The organism is Streptomyces sp. NPDC052396 (assembly GCF_044593195.1).
In the GTDB taxonomy this organism is placed as follows: Bacteria; Actinomycetota; Actinomycetes; order Streptomycetales; family Streptomycetaceae; genus Streptomyces.
Genome location: NZ_JBIUAW010000007.1, coordinates 83,529 through 99,900, shown reverse-complemented (window position 1 = coordinate 99,900; position 16,372 = coordinate 83,529). Strand labels below are relative to the sequence as shown.

The following is a 16,372-nucleotide window of genomic DNA, read 5'->3' as shown; positions in this document are numbered from 1 at the left end:
GTCCGTCTCAACTGCCGCTGTGCGGAACCCTCGTGGTTCCTTTGCCATGGGCGGCGCGCTTCCGGCGACACCATCTGCGGGCGGCTTTCTTCCGCGCCGGGGCCGGGGCCCCGCCGCCCGGACCGTCCGGGCTGCCCGGGCCGTCCGGGCCGTCCGGACCGCAAGCGCGGAGCTTCTCCTCGGCACGCAGGCCGATCCAGTAGCCCAGCGCCCGGTAGGCGTCGAACTGCCGGTGGTCGAACCACTGGTCGCCGGTGGAGTCACGGGGGAAGACCGGGCTGCCCTGGGCATAGGCGAGGATTTCATAGGGCATCTCGCCGGTCAGCGTCGACCGGGCGACGATCAGCCGCCCCTTGGTGCCGAGTTTGCGGCCGTTGCCGTCCTTCAGCTCACGGGGGTAGGTGATCACCCCTTCGATCACCGCCTGGGGCGAGAGCCGGGCGTTCATGGACGCCAGTGGGTTGGGCGGTGTCAGGAAGGTCGGCGGCGCGGGCGGGCCCTGCGACGGCGGGCTGTGGGGCACCAGGGGGGACATGCCGCCGGGGACGAGTTTCACCCACTCTTCGGGGGTGAAGGTGATCTCGACGCCGAGCTCCTCCTGGGCCAGGGTGATGGCCTCGCCCAGGGCGGCGGCGAAGGGCGGCGTGCCTCCGCTGGCGTCGACGCACACCGCGGTGGTGACGCCATGGCGGAGCAGCTCGACCAGGCCCAGGTTGTCGTAGTGTCCGCCGTCGGTGACCAGCAGCATCCGGTCGTCCATCGGGTAGCGCCCGGACACCTCGCGCAGCAGATAGGGCAGCCGGCGGACGGCGGGCAGCGGTGGCAGTGCCCAGTCGGCGTTCTTGGCCCAAAGGGCCCCGAGTACACCGGGGTTGGGGAGCCAGGTGCCGAGCCGGGCATTGGTGAGCGCGAACAGTGTCTGGAACGCGCGGGCCTGGCGTCCCATGGCCGAGGCGAAGGCCGCGCCGGAGACGGCGACGGCGGATTCCACGGTGAGGTCCTTGCGGATGACCGGTTTGACGGCCGGCTTGGTGGTCCGGCACAGGACGTCGGTGGGGGCGTATCCCACGTCCGGGCCGCCGATGTAGTCATACGACAGCGAGAACGACACCGCGTGCCGGTGCGGCGGTGTGCGGTCGTCGCCGGACAGGCTGGCCGCCGCGGCAAAGATGACCTGGGGGAAGCCGGGGCGTCTGGCGCCGTACCGGGACAGCGGGGTCGGCTCCTCGAAGCCGTAGGGGATGGCGATCTGCGCCCCGCCCGGTGTGGTCCAGCGGCGGACGGCGAACGCGGAGACCAGCCGGGTGCGGTAGAAGGGGTGCAGGCTCATCCAGGTCTGGTCCAGGCTCAGGGCCACCGTCACCAGGACGGCGGGCAGCACGATCTGCCAGGGGACCGGGGACTCCGGCCAGTGCCGCCCGGTGGCGGTCGCCCAGCCCAGCACCAGCAGTGCGGCCGCCGTCACCACCAACAGCACCGTCCACACCAGGATGTACTGGGTGATCCCATTGGGCACGGCCCGCTGCAACCGGGCGTGCTTGGGACCGCCGGCCAGGTGTTTGACCTTCTCCACGCGCCGCCACATGGTGCTCACCAGCACGGTCACATAGGCGAACAGCGCGGTGCCGCCCGCGCCTGCCCCGACCTGCGGGGCGCCCACGTCGAATCCCTGCTTGAGCCGGATGGTTCCCCAGGCCAGGCCGGGGATGACGATCACCAGGACGGCCAGCAGCAGGCCCACCACCAGCAGCGTCCGGTAGACGGTCTGCAGCACGTCCGACAGCCGCTGTACGCCGAGGCACAAGGACACCAGCCACAGGAACCACCAGGCGGCGGCGAGGCCGAGCAGCAGGGCGACGGCCGCCAGGGCCGGTGCCCGGAAGGTCAGCGGCCCGGGCGGCAGCACCGGTTGGGTCAGCGGCACCAGGTGGTAGCCCCAGCTCAGCGCGAGTCCCAGCACCAGCACCGAAGCGGTGAGCAGGGCCAGCGAGGCCAGCAGGCCCCGCAGCACGGCGCCCAGGGCGACCAGCCACTGTCCGGTGCCCTCGGCGACGTACATCGAGTGCCGGCGGGTGTGGTTCTCCTCCGGGGTGCCGGGCATATAGACCTCGTCGGCGGTGATCCGGTACGAACCCTCGTCCAGGCCGGCCTTCTTGCCCCGGCCGTCGTCGGGCGGCCCGGTCAGCGCCAGTTGCAGGGCACCCGTGAGGTAGCCGCCGCCGGAGACCGACACCAGATAGCGGGCCCGGCCCAGTTGGGCGCGGAGGGCCTGGAGCGCACCGAGGGCGAAGCAGGCCGAGCGGATGCCGCCGCCGGAGACACAGAAGCCGGACCCGCCCTGTTCCCGGCCGGGCGGCACCCGGCTGCCGTCATCCCAGCGCGCCGTCCTGGAGCGTGGCGCGCTGTAGCGCGTCGCCGTGGGCCACAGCTGCCCGTCGGACTGCATCACCGGCCAGGGCGGGATGACCCGGGACTCGCCGGTGTCCCCTCCGGTCCCGGCCAGGGCGTGGAGTGCGGCCCGTTTGAGGATGATGCCGGCCGCGATCGCCGCGATGGGCAGGGTGAGGACGAGCAGCAGCCACTTCACCGTGGCGAACACCGTGGCCACCGCGAACGGCCAGGCGGCACCGGCGAGTCCATGGAGCAGCAGCAGCTTCTCCGCCACCGCGCAGACGAATGCGGCCAGTACGCCGGTGATCCCGTAGCCGACCAGGCACCGGTGCCGCATCCGCACCGCGATGGTGCGGCCGCTCAGCCAGAACACCAGCACCGCGGCGATGGTGTATCCCCCGATGGGGAAGAAGTCCGCGGTCAGGGCCGTGCGGAAGTCGGCGGTCCGGCCGTCGGTGATCCGGTGTGCCGCCCGGGCGCTGCCCGCCAGTTGCAGCCGGATGTCGTCGACGCAGGGGGCATTGTGACGGATGCACAGGCCCACGGCGAACACGGCGGCCGCCACCAGGACCAGCAGCAGGCTCCACCGGGGCGACATACGCGCGGGGCGCGTCACGGGTTCCATCACCCACCTCCATCGTCACCGCGCGGCATTCGCCGCGGCCCATGGGGCGAATGCGTTGCCGGCCGGCCGCAGGGACGGCCGCAGCCCCGGGAAGTGCCGCAGCAGCACGCTGGTCATGCTGTTGTCCTCGATCCAGTCCAGGCCGGTTTGGGTGTACACCTGGGGCGTGTAGTCCCGGGTGAGGAACCGGTCGCTGTTGAGGCGGCGGGATGCCATCAGGACGAAGATGCGAAAGGCCGTATCGCTGAACGCGAAGCCCGGCGGGCGGGGTTCGGCGAACATGCCCACCGAGAGGTCGACCCGTTCGATGTCTCCCCGGTAGACCCGGCGTAGTTCCTCTGCCCAGGCCGGGTTGTCGGTGAGGCTGCCGAAGTCCTGGGCGGGCAGCAGGTGGAGCTGCCGGCGGAACTCGTTGTAGCGGGGGACGCCGACTTCGCGTGAGCGCAGGATGTCCACCGCCCCCAGGTCCATCAGCTTGCCGTCCGGTCGCCGGAACTCCTGGAGATATCTGGGGTAGTTGTGCAGGGTGACCAGGCCCGGGTGTGCGGTGCCGAAGGAGTACAGCAGGTCGGTCAGTGAATGCTTGCCGAGGATGTCATAGGCCTGCCACCCGGTCAGCTCCGCGAAGGTGGCCTGCCGCAGCGGCGAGTCGTCGGCGGCCGACCGCAGGCTCCAGTCGTCGGGGATGAGGGGGTGCATCCGGTAGACGGCGACAAACTCCTCGGTGAGCGAGTACGGGACACCGAAGTGGTCGGTGTGCCCGCCCACGATGCCGCTGAGCACCTCGCTGCCGCTGAGGCGCCCGAGCAGCTTGTGTATGCGTTGTCCCAGCAGGCCGTACCAGTTGGCGTGCATGGCGGTGACGGTCGTGGGATGGCTGATGACGGCCGGGGTCCACTCCACGGTGTGGATCTTGGCGATCAGCGCCGCGTTGACCAGCCGGGCCCGCTGGAAGAGTTCCTCGTCGGACCAGGCGGGGAAGGCGCGCTCCAACGCACCGCATATGGCGTTGTGTTCAAGGATGAAGACCAGGTGCATCATGGCCAGGCCCAGCCAGAATCCGGGCACCGCGGCCGGGTCCTTCCCTGGGTCGTCCGGGGACAGCGGGCCGTCGGGGACCCGGAGCCTGCCGCCCTGCCCGGTGCGCCGCGCCCGCTGTTCGTCCAGGCTGTCGCCGTACAGCTGGGAGGCGTCCCACCAGGGCGAGTTGTCATTGAGGAAGGTCGGCGGCAGTCCGTCGTCCCCCTCCGGGCGGGTGGGGTCCGGGATGGTGCGCGGCACCAGCATCGGTGGCGCGGGCCATGGGTCGTCATCGGCCAGGGCGATGCGCCAGGGGCGGTCCATGGTGCCCTGCCCATGACTCACCCAGTCCTTGATCATGAATTGCAGCCAGGCGGCGACCAGGGTGTTGACGGACTCGGCGGGGACGAAGGAGTGCCGGGTCAGCAGGGCGCGGCTCACCTCCCGGGGGCTCGGCGAGAGCAGCTCCGCCTCGGGTTCCGGGAAGGCCCGGTCCGGTGGCACATTGCGGCCGAACCGGGAACGGGCCATGCCCATCCGGGGATCCGCCAGGTCGTTGTACGTCCCGTCGGCGGTGCGTCCGGTGAGGTTCTCCGGCTTCGGGGGGCCGATGTCCGGCAACTGCCGGGAGGGGAAGCCGCCGGTGTCGAAGAGGTTCTCGCGGCGCAGGTTGTCCCGCAGGCCGATGAGCGTCAGCAGCCCCAGCGGTTTGGGCAGGTTCTGCCAGCCGACCCTCTGGTCGACCGCGACCGCCAGTCGGTCGTGCAGCTGGACGAACCAGGGAGCGGGTGTTGTGCTCATGGGGAACTCCTTCCGGCATACCCTCCCTGGGAGTCAGGCGCGGCGGTCTGGTCAGCCGGCGGTGGACGGCCGCCGCCGGGCCACCAGCGTCAGCACCACATTGACCGTGGAGATCGCGGTGGCCGCCCGGGCCATGCGGCACGGGAGCAGGCCGGCACGCCCGGCGCAGGCGGCGGACAGGGCATCACTCGCGTGAATAAGGGTGCCGGTCCGCAGCGCCCGGTCGAGTTCACCGGCGTCCGCGGGGCAGAGCAGTTGGATGCCGATCGCCACGGTGCGTACCCCGAACATGCGCAGCACATAGACCAGCGCGGGCTGTTGGGGGTCCGCGCCCAGCCGGCGGGCCATCATTCGCGGGGTCAGCAGTGCCGCCGCGCCGTTCACCAGTCGGATTCCGGCCAGGGAATAGCGCGCGGCCGTCCGCGCGTCCATCTCAGCGCCCCTTCCCGGGGGACGTCCAGGGAGCGTTGCGCCCTTGGTTCGACCATAGGTGACGCATCCCCGATGCGCGCGCCGGGGCCGCCGGGGGCACCCGAACCGTCGGGCACCCCGGCGTTGACGACGCGCCTACGGCGCCATCTCATACGCCCCCGACAGCGCCGCCACCCGCTCCCAGACCCGTGCCGAGCGCTCGGCGTCGACGACCGGGCGGCGGACCGCGCCCAGGGCCCAGGTCTGCTGCTCCTCGGTGGCGGAGTCCTTGCCGTGCAGTTCGACGGCGTAGGAGGAGAAGTCGCGGACGAGGACGGCGAAGAGCTCGTCCAGCACGTCCTCCTCGCCGCTGGTCAGCGCGGCCTGCTCCAGGATCAGCTGGCCGTGCACCACCAGGGCGAAGAGCTGGCCGATGGCCAGCAGCAGGTCGAGGTCGCGGCTCTGTTCCGCACCGGGCGCGGCCGTGGTGACAAACTCGCAGAGGGCGTCGGCCTGTTCCCGGAAGCGGGCGACGTTGGGCAGGTGGCCATAGGCGTCATAGGCGGCGCGCCAGTCATGGAAGCGTACCGAGCCGAGGCCGCGGGCCGGGCCCTGCTGGAAGAGGAAGGTGTCGTCGGCCGCGTCCAGCCGGGTCGGCACCGGCGGGTACTCGACGGGCGCCAGCAGGTGGTTGCCCATGAACTTCAGGATGAGCGCCAGGTTGACATGGACCGTGCCCTCCAGCTTCGGCAGGCCGCGGATCTCGCTGGCGGCCTGGGCGAAGTAGGTGTCCTTCTCAAAGCCCTTGGCCGCGATGACGTCCCACATCAGGTCGATGACCTTCTCGCCCTCGGTGGTGACCTTCATCTTGGTCATGGGGTTGAAGAGCAGATAGCGGCGGTCCTCGGGCCCGGCGGTGCGGAAGTAGTCGACGGCGCGGCCGCTGAACAGCTTCATGCCGACGAGGCGGACATAGGCGTCGGTCAGCTCACGGCGCACATGCGGGAAGTCGGTGACGGGGCGGCCGTAGAGGATGCGGTTGTGGGCGTGGGTGACGGCCTCGTACATCGCGTGCTCGCAGATGCCGATGGAGGCGGTGCACAGATTGAACTTGCCCACATTGACGGTGTTGAGCGCGGCGTCGAAGGCGGCGCGTCCGGTGTGCAGGACGTCGTCCGCGGCGACCGGGTAGTTCTCCAGGCGGAACTCGCTGACGTACTTGGCGGAGTCGACCACATTCTTCACCAGGTGGTACGCCTCGTGGCGGCTGTCGGCGGCGAAGAAGACATAGCCGTCGGGGCCCTCGATGTCGGTGCGGCGGCCAAAGACCGAGACCAGGCCGGCGGCGTTGCCGTTGCCGATGTAGTACTTGGAGCCGGTGGCCCGGAAGCCGCCCTGGCCGTCGGGCTCCAGCAGCATATCGGTGGAGTAGATGTCGGCGCCGTGGGTCTTCTCCGACAGGCCGAAGGCGAACACCTCGCCCTGGTCCAGCAGTTGGGCCGCGCGGGCGCGGGCGGCGGCGTTGTCGCTCTGCCAGACCGGGCCGAGGCCGAGGATGGTGACCTGCCAGGCGTACCAGTAGTCGAGCCCGTAGAAGCCGAATATCTCGTTGAGGGCGGCGATGCGGGCGGTGTCCCACCGCTTGTTGTCATCGTCGCCGGCGGCCGCGGCGGGGGTGAGGAAGGTCGCGAACAGGCCCTCCTTGGCAGAGAATTCAAGGAAGTCCGCCAGCCAGGCGCGGGACCGGTAGTCCTCGATCAGCCTGCGCTTGCCGCGGGTCTCGAACCAGTCGACGGTGGCACGCAGCAGCCTGCGGGTCTCGGGGTCGAAGTGCGCCGGGTCGTAGGTGCGCGGGTTGAGGAGAAGCGGGTCGGCCATGGTGGTCCGCCTTTTCGGCTCGGAGTCGGGTTCGGGGTCGGGATCGGGGGCTGGATGGTGCGGTGTCAGCGGATGGGGCGCTCACTGATCCGGTGGAGGGTGGCGAGCACATCGTCGAGCCAGTCGAGCGTCATCCGCTCATAGGCGATGCCGCCGCGCAGCACCACATGCTGCAGTTCCTCCATGGCGTCCGGCTCGGCGGGGGCATCGGGCCCGGTGAAGTCCCGCAGCTCACCGGCGAGATAGTGGGCAAGCCGTTCGGAGTGCACCTGCCGGTACCGCTCGACCTCGCGCAGGAGGGCGGACTGGTCACCGAAGGCCGCCCCCCGGATCTTCACGGCGAGATCGTGCCGGACGCTCTCGGGCTCAATCGGCTCATGCAGCCAGGCGGAGAGTACGGCCCGCCCGGCGGCGGCCACCGCATAGTGCTTCTTGTCCGGCTTGCCCTGCTGGGCCACCTCCCGGACCGTGACCCAGCCGTCGTTCTCCATCCGCTTGAGGACGCGGTAGATCTGCTGGTGGGTGGCGGTCCAGAAGTAGCCGATGGACCGGTCGAAGCGCCGGGCCAGCTCATAGCCGGAGCCCGGCTTCTCCAGCAGGGAGACAAGGATCGCGTGCTCGAGCGCCATACGCCGGATCCTCTATGCAACTCGTTTCATAGGCAAGTGGCCCCGCTCGGGTGAGATGCGGCTCACTCATCCGCCACGTTCGGTGCTGCGCCCGCCACGGTGGGTCGCTTCAAAAAATCTTTACAGCTGCGACGGGCAAGCGGTCCGCCCCGCCCGCCGCCTCGCGAAATGCCGGGTATGCCCGGCGCACTTGGTGGCGCTGTGTCCATTTATGTTCCGGGAGCGCGAGGTGGGGCGCGAATCTGTTACTCGATCTTGTGGAGAAGTCGTATCGATGAGGCAAAGAAATCGAAAAGTCGGCTGTCCGGGACGGTGAGTTGCCCGTCCGGGACCGGCAACACGGTTGGCAGCGCCATCCGTTCGCGTGCTTATATCTGCGGCACCGCGGTGGTTCTGAGAACGGTGGCCGGATTCCGGCCGGACCGTTGCGGGCGGTCGGCCGGTGAATTTCTTTTGCCTGCCGCCGGTTTGAGGAAGAGTCATTCGACAGTGAAAGGTGCGCAACAACATGCGTAACGACATCGAGACCCGTGAGATCGCCGACGCCGACCTGGACGCCGTCGCCGGTGGCGTCAGCATCTCCGGTGGCCTCCTCGGCGCCGTGACCGGTGACGTCCACAACGTGGTGAGCACCGTGACCGGTCTGCAGACGGTCGGCGCCGCCAAGGCCGTCCCGGGCCAGGTCGAGGGCATCCTCGGCCTCAACGTCGGCGTCGCCGGCCTCTGATCCGGAAAGTCCATGAGCCCCGGAACTCCTCCCTGTTCCGGGGCTCATGGCCGTTCCCCGGAAATGATTCAGCGGTGTTGAGCGGTATTCAGCAGCTCCGCCGAGAATGCAGTCGAAGGACTAGTTCGTGCAGTTCCGCCAGAAGGCGCTTTCCAAGCTGCAATCCCCCGAAGAACTCGATGTGCCCCTGCGCTTCGCCCGCCCCCAGGGGCGGCTTGTGCTTGCCGTCACCCTGCTTGTCATGGTGGCGGCCGGTGTCTGGGTATTCACCGGGTCGGTGTCCTCGCAGCTGAGCGCGCCGGGCATCCTCACCCATCCTGACGGCAGTTATCTGCTGCAAAGCCCCTATGCGGGACAGGTCACCACGGTGCTCGCCAAAGAGGGCCAGTTGCTCTCCCCGGGCACCCCGCTGGCGGAGATCGCCACGGACCATGGTGTCCGTGCGGTGCGCGCGGTGGCGCCGGGACGGGTGACCACCCTGGTCGCCAGGACGGGCACGGTCCTCACCACGGGAGCCGATGTGGCGATCGTGGAGCGCCTGCGCAGCCCGGACGACCCGCTGGTGGCCATGGTGTACATACCGGGCGACGGCGGCGCGGGGATCTCCCCGGGCGCACCGGTCGACCTCACGGTCCCGTCCGTCCCCCGGGAGCGGTTCGGCGTGCTGCGCGGCCATGTCGCGGCCGTCGGCCGCACCCCGCAGACGCAGGCGCAGCTCAGCGGCTTCCTCGGCGACAGCCGGCTGGCCGCGCAGTTCGGCCGGCAGGGCGACCCGGTCGCGGTGCTGGTGCGGCTGGAGCGTTCGGCCACCGCCTCGGGCTACCGGTGGTCCTCCGCCGGCGGGCCTCCGTACCCGCTCGGTTCCCCGACGCCGGTCATCGCAGCCGTCCATCTCGCCGCTCAGCGGCCCGTCGACTGGCTGCTGCCATGACCGCCGCGCACCGGGGCACCCCGCCCGGGCGCCGCCGCCGGGCCGCCGCGCCCGTTCCCAGGGGCAGGACGCCCCGGCCGGTACGCACCCCCACCGTGCTGCAGATGGAGGCGGTGGAGTGCGGGGCGGCCGCGCTGGCCATGGTGCTCGGCCACTACGGCCGCTTTGTCCCGCTGGAAGAGCTGCGCATCGACTGCGGCGTCTCCCGGGACGGGTCGCGCGCCAGCAATCTGCTCAAGGCCGCCCGGGGCCATGGGCTGACCGCCAAGGGCATGCAGATGGACCTGGCCGCGCTGGCGGAGGTGCGCGGCCCGGCCATCCTGTTCTGGGAGTTCAACCACTATGTCGTCTATGACGGCATGGGGCGCCGCCTCGGCCGCCGCGGTGTGTATGTCAATGACCCGGCCAAGGGCCGGCGCTTTGTGCCCATGGAGGAGTTCGACACCTGCTTCACCGGGGTGGTCCTCACCTTCGCACCCGGCGAGGGCTTCCGCCGCACCGGCCGCGCCCCCGGCGTTCTCGCGTCCCTGCCCGCCCGGCTGCGCGGCACCTCGGGCACCCTGCTCGCCGCCGTGGTCTCCAGCCTGCTGCTGGTGGTCGTCGGCGCGGCGGTGCCCGCGCTGAGCCGTACCTATGTCGACACCTTCCTGATCGGCGGCCGGACCTCGCTGACCGGGGTGCTCTTCGCGTCGATGACGGTCGCCGTGCTGCTGACCGGGACGCTCACCGCGCTCCAGCAGGCCAATCTGCTGCGCGGCCGCGTCATTTCCTCCACCCTGGGCAGCGCCCGCTTTCTGCGGCACCTGCTGCGGCTGCCGGTCACCTTCTTCGCCCAGCGCAGTCCGGCCGACCTGGTGCAGCGCCTGCAGTCCAATGACGCCGTCGCCGAAACCCTGGCCAGGGATGTGGCCGCCGCCGCGGTGGACGCGGTGGTGGTGGTCCTCTACGCGGTGCTGCTGTGGACCTACGACCCCCAGCTGACCGTGGTCGGCATCGGGATCGCGCTGCTCAATGTGGTCGCCCTGCGGGTGGTCGTCCGGGTGCGGGCCACCGGTACCGAGAAGCTGCGTGCCGAGAACGCCCGGCTGGTCAACACCGCCTACAGCGGCCTGCAGCTCATCGAGACCATGAAGGCCACCGGCGGGGAGAACGGCTTCTTCCGCCGGTGGGCCGGGCAGCACGCGGTCACCCTGGAGGTACAGCAGCGGCTGGGGGTGCCCAGCGCCTGGCTGGCGGTCGTCGCGCCCGCGCTGGCGGCGCTCAACAGCGCGCTCATTCTGCTGATCGGCGGACTGCGGGCGGCGCAGGGGCAGCTCTCGGTCGGCCTGCTGGTCGCCTTCCAGGCACTGGTGACCGGCTTCACCGCGCCGCTCGCCCGCCTCAATGGCATGGCCGGCCGGGTCCAGGATCTGGCCGCCGATGTCAACCGCCTCAAGGACGTCGAGAACTTCCCCGCCGACCCGCTGCACTCCCGGCCCGGGCCCCTCGCCGGTACCCGCCGCCTCACCGGCCAGGTCGAGCTGGAGGCCGTCACCTTCGGCTACAGCCCGCTGGACGCCCCCTTGCTGCGGGACTTCTCCCTCTCGGTCGGGCCCGGGCGGCAGGTGGCACTGGTCGGTGGTTCCGGCAGCGGCAAGTCCACCGTCTCCCGGCTGATCTCCGGCCTGTACGCCCCCTGGGAGGGCGCCGTCCGTATCGACGGCATGCGGCTGGCGGACATTCCACGCGGCGCGCTGGCCGCCTCGGTCTCCTTCGTCGACCAGGACCTCTTCCTCTTCGAGGGCACCGTCCGCGACAACATCGCGCTATGGGACCCGTCCATCACGGACGAGGCGGTGATCGCCGCCCTGCGGGACGCCGCCGTGTACGAGGTGGTGGCCCGGCGCCCCGGCGGCATTCACAGCCGCGTCGAACAGGACGGCCGCAACTTCTCCGGCGGCCAGCGCCAGCGCCTGGAGATCGCGCGGGCGCTGGTCCGCGACCCCCGTGTGCTGGTCCTGGACGAGGTGACCAGCGCCCTGGACGCGGTGACCGAACAGCTCGTCATGGACAACCTGCGGCGGCGCGGCTGCGCCTGTGTGGTCATCGCCCACCGGCTGAGCACGGTCCGCGACAGCGACGAGATCGTGGTGCTCGACCGCGGCACGGTCGTCGAACGGGGACGGCACGAGGAACTGCTCGCCGCGCGGGGCGCCTACGCCCAACTGGTCAAGGAACACTGAGGTATTGAGGTGACATCCCCCCACTACACCCCGGTCACCACCGGCACCCGGCCGGGCCCGGCCCCCGATCCGGTCGTGGAGGCCCTGGGCCGGCTCGGCACGGCCGTGGACGGCGCGGGCCTGCGCAGCCTGTCCCTGGAGGGGCCCCATGTGCTGTGGCTCGTCGAGGACGGCGAACTGGACCTGTTCGCCGTCGACGCGGCGCAGGACGGCCACTGGCACTTCCTGGGCCGGCTGGCCGCGGGCACCCTGCTGCTGGGCCCGGCCCAGGGCCCCCGGCACACCCTGCTCGGCCGCCCCGTACAGGGCTGCCGGCTGCGCCGCGTGGAGCTGGGTGAGCTCAGCCACCCGCCGTACGGCCCCGACCCGTACGGTGTGGCCGACGCCGCGCCGAGTCCCCTGGAGAACGCCTTCGCGCTCGGCGTGGGACGCGGTCTGCGCGTGCTCTACCAGGCCCCGTTGGAAAGCCGCTCCGCCACCGGCCCGGACGCGGCCGACGACGACGTGCTGTGGATGCGGGTCGCTCCCGGCGCGGTGCAGTACGGCGCCCTCTACGAGGGAACCGGCACGGCCGGCGCGCTCCTCGTCGACCCGGGGATGTGGCAGGGCATGGTCGACCAGCAGTACCGGCTGCTGTATGCCCTGGACGACTGGATCGAGCGGCTCGAACGCGCCCATGAGGACCGCGCGGCGGCCGGCATCGAGGCCGGCGAGGCCGCCCGCGCCCAGGCCGACCGGACGCTGCTGGCCTCCATCGACCGTTCCCATGCCGCGGTGCACCGTGGCACGGGGGACGACACGACATTCGCCGTGTGCCGGCTGGTGGCCGGCGCGGCGGGCATCACTCTCGCCGAGCCCGGAGCCGGAGCCGGAGCAGGAACCGGAGCAGGAGCCGGGGACGTCGACGGGCGCCTGGATCCGGTCGAACGCATCGCGCTCGCCGCCCGGATCCGTACCCGGACCGTACGGCTGGACGGCAGCTGGTGGCGGGAGGACAGCGGGCCCCTGGTGGGCCGGCGCGCGGAGGACGACACACCGGTGGCGCTGTTGTGGCGAGGCGGCGGATACCGGGCCGTGGATCCCGCCACCGGTAAGCGGGAACGCGTCGGCAAGGCCAATGCGGCCGCCTTCGCACCGCAGGCCGTGATGTTCTACCGCCCGCTGCCCGAAGGGAGGCTGAGCCCGCTCCGGCTGCTGCGCTTCAGCCTGCGCGGCACGGCCCGGGACCTGCGCGGCATCCTGCTGGGCGGACTGCTCGCGGTGGGCCTGGGGGCCCTGGTGCCCATCGCCACCGGCAAGGTGCTCGGCAGCTATGTGCCCCGGGCCGACAACGACCTGATCGTGCAGACCACGGTGGGGCTCATCGCCACCGGTGTGGTCTCGGCCGCCTTCACCCTGCTGCAGAACATCGCCGTCCTCCGCCTGGAGGGCCGTATCGAGGCCACCCTGCAACCCGCCGTCTGGGACCGGCTGCTCCGGCTGCCGGCCAGGTTCTTCACCGGCCGCTCCACCGGAGAGCTGGCCGGCGCGGCCATGGGCATCGGCGCCATCCGCCGGGTGCTGTCCGGCATCGGCTCGGTGGCGGTACAGGCGGGCACGGTCGGCCTGGTGAACCTCGTTCTGCTGCTGGTCTACAGCGTGCCGCTGGCCCTGGTGGCCCTGGCCATGCTGCTGGTGATCGCCGCGGTCTTCCTGGGCCTGGGGCTGTGGCAGCTGCGCTATCAGCGGCAGTTGATCAGGCTCGAGGACCGGCTCAACAATCAGGCGTTCCAAACCCTGCGCGGGCTGCCCAAGTTGCGGGTGGCCGCGGCCGAGAGCTTCGCCTACGCCGCCTGGGCCCGGGAGTTCGCCCGTACCCGGGTGCTCCAGCAGCGCATCGGCCGGATCAAGAATGTTGTCACCGTGCTCAACGCGGTCTGTCTGCCGCTGTGCACCCTGGTGATGTTCGCGCTGCTGGCCGGACCGGCCCAAGGCAGCATGACCGCCGGGGAGTTCCTCACCTTCAGCACCGCCATGACCATGCTGCTGTCCTCGGTCACCCAGCTGACCGGTGCGCTCCTTTCGGCCGCCGCCGTACAGCCCATGTTCGAACGGGTGGGGCCGCTGTTCCGGGAGACACCCGAGGTGAGCGGCTCCAGCGTCCGGCCGGGACCGCTCAGCGGGGCCCTGGAGGCGAAGAACCTGTCCTTCCGGTACGCCGCGGACGGCCCGCTGGTCCTGGACGAGGTGTCGTTCGGGGTGCGGCCGGGCGAGTTCGTGGCCATCGTGGGGGCCAGCGGCTGCGGCAAGTCGACCCTGCTGCGGCTGCTCATCGGCTTCGAGAATCCGTCATCCGGCAGCGTCCTGTACGACGGCCAGGACCTGGCGGCCCTGGACCGGGCCGCCGTCCGCCGCCAGTGCGGTGTGGTCCTGCAACACGCCCAGCCCTTCTCCGGCTCGATCCTGGACTGCATCCGCGGCGCCGAGGCGTTCTCGCTGGAAGAGGTCTGGGAGGCCGCCGCGTTGGCGGGGGTGGCCGAGGACATCAAGGCCATGCCCATGGGCATGCACACCATGCTGTCCGACGGCGGCGGCACCGTCTCGGGCGGGCAGCGCCAGCGGCTGATGATCGCCCAGGCGCTGGTGCGCAAGCCGCGGGTGCTGTTTCTGGACGAGGCGACCAGCGCGCTGGACAACGAGGCGCAGCGGGTGGTCATCGAGTCCACCCGCGCCCTGCGCGCCAGCCGCGTGGTGATCGCCCACCGGCTGTCCACGGTGATGGACGCGGACCGGGTGGTGGTGATGTCGGAGGGACGGATCGTACAGCAGGGGCCACCTGCCCAACTGCTCGCCGATACCGCGGGCTTGTTCCATGAACTGGTGCGACGCCAGCTGGCCTGATCTGCCGCGCACCGCCGATCACAGCTCCCCGAGGTCGCGCAGGCGCTGAACCGCAAGGCGGGCCGCAAGCGAGACGTCGAACAAACTGCAAGCGGGCTGTCCGACTCTGTGCCCGTGACAGCCAAGAGCATCTTCGCAGGCCGGTTATCTCCTTCTCCGCCACGGTTCTCGCTGCTGGGGCCGGTGCGTGCCTGGGCCGGGAACACCGAGCTCGATCTCGGTTCCCCGCAACAACGGGCCCTGCTCGGCGTCCTGCTGCTGCGGCGGGACGAACCGGTCTCCTGTGAGCAGGCGACCCGGGCGCTGTGGGGCGAGACGGCTCCGCGCCGGGCCGATGGCACCGTGCGCACCTATATCTGCCGGCTGCGCCGGGTGCTGGGCGAGGCCGCCGGCCCGGACCGGCTGGAGATCCGGTCCTGCGCCGGCGGATATCTGCTGACGGCGGACGGGGCGACGGTGGACACCGACCTGTTCCGGGAACAACTGGCGCTGGCCCGCCGGGCCCGGGCCCGGGGCGAGCTGGAGGCGGCGCTGGGCCACTTCCAGGACGGACTGGCGCTGTGGCGGGGCACGCCCTTCGCGGAGGCGCACACCGCCTACTTCCTCTCCGAGCGGGAGCAGTGGCTGCGGTCGCGGGCGGTGGCGGTGGAGGAGCTGGCGGCCGTGCAGGTCCTGCTCGGGCATCATGCGGAGGCGCTGGCGGCCCTGGAACCGGCGCTGGCCGCCGAGCCACTGTGCGAGCGGCTGTGGGAGCTGCGCATGCAGGCGCTGGCGGGGCTGGGCCGGCGGGCCGACGCGCTGGCCGTCTATCAGGAGGTCCGGCAACTGCTCTGCGCCGAGCTGGGGCTGGAGCCCGGCCCCGGGCTGCGGGAGCTGCACCGCGCGCTGCTGGCCCAGGACCCCGAGCCGGCGCCGGTGGCGTCCGCCCCCGCTCCGGCCTGGCCGGCCCCGGCCGAACTGCCCGACCCTCCGGACGGGTTTGTGGGACGGGCGGCCGAACTGGCCGAGATCGGCGACCGGTTGTCGGACGGCCGTTCCCCGGCGGTGGTGGCCCTGGCCGGCCCGGCCGGGGTCGGCAAGTCCGCGCTGGCGCTGCGGGCGGCGCACGACCTGCGGGCGCGCTTCCCGGACGGCCGGCTGTACGCGGCGCTGACCGGGCCGGACGGCAGGGCGGTGGCTCTGCGGACGGTGCTCGCGGAGCTGCTGCGCGCCGCCGGTGTCACCGACGCCCGGCTGACCGGATCGCTGCCCGAACTGACCATGCTGTGGCGGAGGCTGACGGACGGCAGGCGGCTGCTGCTGGTGCTGGACGATGTGCCGGACGGCGCCGAGGTGCTGCCCCTGCTGCCCCGTTCGCCCGGCTCCGCGGCGCTGCTGACCGGCCGCCGGCCGCCGGCCGGGGTGCCCGGCGCGCACACCGTGGTGCTGGACGGGCTCACTCTGCCGGACGCGCTGCATCTGCTGGGTGCCGCGGTGGGGCATGAGCGGCTGCGGCGGGATGCCGTGGCGGCGGCCCGGCTGGCCGAATCCTGTGCTTACCGGCCGCTGGCGCTGCGCGGTGCCGCCGCACGGCTGCTGGCCACGCCGCGGCTGGGCGTGGCCGAGGCCGGGCGGGGGCTGGGCACCGGGGCCGCGGTTCAGCCGGCGGAGGTGTGGCCGGCCAGGGAGGCGGGCCTCATGTCCGTCCAATGACGCTCGATATGGTCCAGGCACTCCTGCCGGGGTGCCGGGCCGTGCACCACGATCCAGCCGGCGGGCACCTCGGCGAAGTCCGGCCACAGCGAGTGCTGGTTCTCCTGGTTGACCAGCACCCGGTAGATGCCGTCCTGGTCCTCGAAGGGGTTGCTCGACATGGGG

11 protein-coding genes are annotated in these 16,372 nt (G+C 71.6%); 5 read left to right on the top strand and 6 right to left on the bottom strand.

What is annotated here, in order from left to right; translation table 11 throughout:
* Positions 1-7: 7 nt before the first annotated feature.
* From ACIHFE_RS19490 to ACIHFE_RS19470, 5 genes are all read right to left on the bottom strand, one after another.
* The gene (locus ACIHFE_RS19490; RefSeq protein WP_400108171.1) at positions 8-3,016 is read right to left on the bottom strand and encodes a hypothetical protein; all 3,009 of its coding nucleotides are present in this window, start codon (positions 3,014-3,016) and stop codon (positions 8-10) included.
* A 15-nt stretch (positions 3,017-3,031) separates the two neighbouring features.
* Positions 3,032-4,837 carry a peroxidase family protein gene (locus ACIHFE_RS19485; RefSeq protein ID WP_400108169.1) on the bottom strand — a complete coding sequence of 602 codons (1,806 nt, stop codon included), beginning with the start codon at positions 4,835-4,837 and terminating at the stop codon, positions 3,032-3,034.
* 51 nt (positions 4,838-4,888) lie between these two features.
* Complete coding sequence (locus ACIHFE_RS19480) at positions 4,889-5,269, bottom strand: hypothetical protein (RefSeq protein WP_400108168.1); 381 nt, start codon at positions 5,267-5,269, stop codon at positions 4,889-4,891.
* Between the two features lie 135 nt (positions 5,270-5,404).
* Positions 5,405-7,126 (bottom strand): acyl-CoA dehydrogenase family protein, encoded by a 1,722-nt coding sequence (locus tag ACIHFE_RS19475; protein ID WP_400108166.1) that lies wholly within the window; start codon positions 7,124-7,126, stop codon positions 5,405-5,407.
* Between the two features lie 65 nt (positions 7,127-7,191).
* On the bottom strand, positions 7,192-7,755 hold the full coding sequence (locus tag ACIHFE_RS19470; RefSeq protein WP_400108164.1) for a PadR family transcriptional regulator: 564 nt from the start codon (positions 7,753-7,755) through the stop codon (positions 7,192-7,194).
* Between the two features lie 508 nt (positions 7,756-8,263).
* On the opposite strand from ACIHFE_RS19470, the gene ACIHFE_RS19465 reads away from it, so the two are divergent.
* The 5 genes from ACIHFE_RS19465 (at position 8,264) to ACIHFE_RS19445 (ending at position 16,207) form a co-directional block, all read left to right on the top strand.
* Positions 8,264-8,482 (top strand): hypothetical protein, encoded by a 219-nt coding sequence (locus tag ACIHFE_RS19465; RefSeq protein WP_400108162.1) that lies wholly within the window; start codon positions 8,264-8,266, stop codon positions 8,480-8,482.
* Between the two features lie 127 nt (positions 8,483-8,609).
* Positions 8,610-9,413: a hypothetical protein gene (locus ACIHFE_RS19460; protein WP_400108161.1), complete on the top strand. Its 804-nt coding sequence runs from the start codon at positions 8,610-8,612 to the stop codon at positions 9,411-9,413.
* On the top strand, positions 9,410-11,635 hold the full coding sequence (locus tag ACIHFE_RS19455; protein ID WP_400108159.1) for an NHLP family bacteriocin export ABC transporter peptidase/permease/ATPase subunit: 2,226 nt from the start codon (positions 9,410-9,412) through the stop codon (positions 11,633-11,635). The genes ACIHFE_RS19460 and ACIHFE_RS19455 overlap by 4 nt, the downstream gene beginning before the upstream one ends.
* A 9-nt stretch (positions 11,636-11,644) precedes the next feature.
* Complete coding sequence (locus ACIHFE_RS19450; protein WP_400108157.1) at positions 11,645-14,515, top strand: NHLP bacteriocin export ABC transporter permease/ATPase subunit; 2,871 nt, start codon at positions 11,645-11,647, stop codon at positions 14,513-14,515.
* Between the two features lie 114 nt (positions 14,516-14,629).
* Positions 14,630-16,207, top strand: a complete 1,578-nt coding sequence (locus ACIHFE_RS19445; protein WP_400108156.1) for a BTAD domain-containing putative transcriptional regulator — start codon at positions 14,630-14,632, stop codon at positions 16,205-16,207.
* Here the strand turns inward: ACIHFE_RS19445 and ACIHFE_RS19440 are convergent.
* The gene (locus tag ACIHFE_RS19440; protein ID WP_400108154.1) at positions 16,153-16,368 is read right to left on the bottom strand and encodes an MbtH family protein; all 216 of its coding nucleotides are present in this window, start codon (positions 16,366-16,368) and stop codon (positions 16,153-16,155) included. The genes ACIHFE_RS19445 and ACIHFE_RS19440 overlap by 55 nt on opposite strands.
* Positions 16,369-16,372 lie beyond the last annotated feature (4 nt).

What these genes read in the sequence shown, in the direction of transcription:
- ACIHFE_RS19490 (WP_400108171.1), bottom strand. Translation starts at nt 3,016, where the DNA reads ATGGAACCCGTGACGCGCCCCGCGCGTATGTCGCCCCGGTGGAGCCTG.
- ACIHFE_RS19485 (WP_400108169.1), bottom strand. Translation starts at nt 4,837, where the DNA reads ATGAGCACAACACCCGCTCCCTGGTTCGTCCAGCTGCACGACCGACTG.
- ACIHFE_RS19480 (WP_400108168.1), bottom strand. Translation starts at nt 5,269, where the DNA reads ATGGACGCGCGGACGGCCGCGCGCTATTCCCTGGCCGGAATCCGACTG.
- ACIHFE_RS19475 (WP_400108166.1), bottom strand. Translation starts at nt 7,126, where the DNA reads ATGGCCGACCCGCTTCTCCTCAACCCGCGCACCTACGACCCGGCGCAC.
- ACIHFE_RS19470 (WP_400108164.1), bottom strand. Translation starts at nt 7,755, where the DNA reads ATGGCGCTCGAGCACGCGATCCTTGTCTCCCTGCTGGAGAAGCCGGGC.
- ACIHFE_RS19465 (WP_400108162.1), top strand. Translation starts at nt 8,264, where the DNA reads ATGCGTAACGACATCGAGACCCGTGAGATCGCCGACGCCGACCTGGAC.
- ACIHFE_RS19455 (WP_400108159.1), top strand. Translation starts at nt 9,410, where the DNA reads ATGACCGCCGCGCACCGGGGCACCCCGCCCGGGCGCCGCCGCCGGGCC.
- ACIHFE_RS19440 (WP_400108154.1), bottom strand. Translation starts at nt 16,368, where the DNA reads ATGTCGAGCAACCCCTTCGAGGACCAGGACGGCATCTACCGGGTGCTG.